We start from the raw sequence: 2,245 nt of genomic DNA, 5'->3' as shown, positions 1-2,245 counted from the left end.
GGGGCTTGGGGAGTTCGGCAAGAGGATCGTCGAGGGAAAGGCCAAGCTGGACAATATGAAAGATCTGATTGCCTGCTATAACGAGGTTTCTCCGGGCGCGACCTGGAACGCCGGCTATTACACGGACGCGGGAACCGGGGTGCGGAACAGGAAGTACGTGCTGCTCTATCAGGATACCTACATCCTTGGCAGGGGGTATATGGAGTCGACCAAGGTCGAGATTCCGGAGAAGTACTTTAAAATCAGTCAGTAAAGAATGAGAAAAAGGGGGCGGGGAAACCTGGCCCCCTCTTCGTCCTTCTGCCCCTCCTCCCCCGGAAGTTTGGGGGGCCGGGGGATCGTTTCGGTCGCGCTTTGGTATAATTGAAAAGGCGGCTGGTTTGTCGGACAAAGAGGCGTCCGGCAGTCCTTTGCCGTCGGCATCACACACCAGTGAGGAGGCGTTTCGGCTGTGAGATCGAGATTCGCATTGTGGGGATTGCTTGTGGTCTTTTTGTTCGCGGGGGCCGCGGCTGCGGCGGAGGAGGCACCCTTTCACATCGGCATCATGACGGGCACCGTGTCCCAGAGTGAGGACGACCTGCGCGGTGCGGAACTGATGATCCAGAAGTACGGCAATTCGGCCGAGGGGGGGATGATCACCCACCTTACCTATCCCGACAACTTCATGTCCGAGATGGAGACGACCATCAGCCAGCTGGTGGGGCTCGCGGACGATCCCAAGATGAAGGTCATCGTGGTCAATCAGGCCATCCCGGGGACGGCCGAGGGCTTCCGCCGCGTGCGCGAGAAGCGGTCCGACATCCTGCTCTTCGCTGGCGAGGCCCATGAGGATCCGGGCGTCATCTCCGCGGCGGCGGACATGGCGGTCAACACCGACAACATCAGCCGCGGCTACACCATCCCGCTCGGCGCGCAGAGGATGGGCGCCAAAACCTTCGTGCACATCTCCTTTCCGCGCCACATGAGCTACGAGACGCTGGGCCGGCGCCGTGCCATCATGGAGGCCGCGTGCAGGGACCTGGGCATCCGCTTCGCGGCCGAGACGGCGCCGGACCCGACGAGCGACGTGGGGGTGGCGGGCGCGCAGCAGTTCATCCTCGAAAAAATGCCCGCATGGATCGAGAAGTACGGTAAGGACACGGCGTTCTTCTGCACCAACGACGCCCACACCGAGCCCCTGCTGAAGCGCATCGCCGAGCTGGGCGGTTACTTCGTCGAGGCCGACCTGCCCTCGCCGCTGATGGGCTACCCCGGCGCGCTGGGCATCGACCTGTCCCAGGAGAAGGGCGACTGGCCGGCGATCCTGAAGAAGGTCGAGGAGGCCGTGGAGAAGGCCGGCGGAAAGGGACGCATGGGGACATGGGCCTACTCCTACGGCTACACCAGCAGCGCAGCCCTGGCGGAGTACGGCAAGCGCATCGTCGAGGGCAAGGCCAAATCGGGTAACCTGAAGGACCTCATCGCCTGCTACAACGAGTTCACGCCCGGCGCCAAGTGGAACGCCAGCTACTACACGGACGCGGGGACCGGCGTACGCAACAAGAAGTTTGTCCTCGTCCAGCAGGACACCTACGTATTCGGAACGGGTTACCTGAACGTTGCGGAGACCGAGGTGCCGGAGAAGTTCTTCAAGATCAGCAAGTAGGTTCGACGAACGGGATTGGTCGTTTCCGCAGGGTGGAGGGGACAATCGCGTCCCCTCCTCTGTTCCTGTGGGGGCATTGCCGAGGATCGTTTTTGAGGAGGCGTTTTTATTGAGGATCACCTCTTTTCTGCTTTTTGCCTTGACGGCGGGGATGCTATTCGCGGGGGCCGCGGCGGCATCGGAGGAGGCGCCCTTTCACATCGGCATCATGACGGGCACCCTGTCTCAAAGCGAGGACAGCCTGCGCGGTGCGGAGCTGATGGTGCAGAAATACGGCGACGCCGGTCGTGGCGGGATGGTCGCCCACGTCACCTACCCCGACAGCTTCATGTCCGAGATGGAGACGACCATCGGCCAGATCGTCGGCCTTGCGGACGATCCCAGGATGAAGGTCATCGTCGTCAACGAGGCGATTCCAGGGACGTCCGAGGCCTTCCGCCGCGTGCGGGAGAAGCGCCCCGACATCCTCCTCCTCGCGGGGACCGCTCAGGAGGACCCGGCGGTCATCACCGCGGCCGCGGACCTGGCCATCATCCCCGACGACATCAGCCGCGGCTACACCATCCCGCTCGGCGCGCAGAGGATGGGCGCCAAAAC

2 protein-coding genes and 1 pseudogene are annotated in these 2,245 nt (G+C 62.9%); all 3 read left to right on the top strand.

Going from position 1 to position 2,245, the window contains the following annotated elements:
- Positions 1-253, top strand: a pseudogene (locus tag Q0176_RS05210) (hypothetical protein); the annotation flags it as partial.
- A 225-nt stretch (positions 254-478) separates the two neighbouring features.
- Entirely contained in the window at positions 479-1,648 is a 1,170-nt protein-coding gene (locus tag Q0176_RS05205; RefSeq protein ID WP_299299932.1) for a DUF3798 domain-containing protein, read from the top strand.
- Positions 1,649-1,799: 151 nt separating this feature from the next.
- The coding region (locus Q0176_RS05200; RefSeq protein WP_299299930.1) for a DUF3798 domain-containing protein at positions 1,800-2,245 on the top strand (446 nt) is incomplete at its 3' end.

Origin of the sequence: uncultured Fretibacterium sp. (assembly GCF_938040765.1) — a bacterium.
In the GTDB taxonomy this organism is placed as follows: Bacteria; Synergistota; Synergistia; order Synergistales; family Aminobacteriaceae; genus CAJPSE01.
The sequence above is the reverse complement of the archived record's forward strand: the minus strand, read 5'-3'. Positions and strand labels throughout refer to the sequence as shown.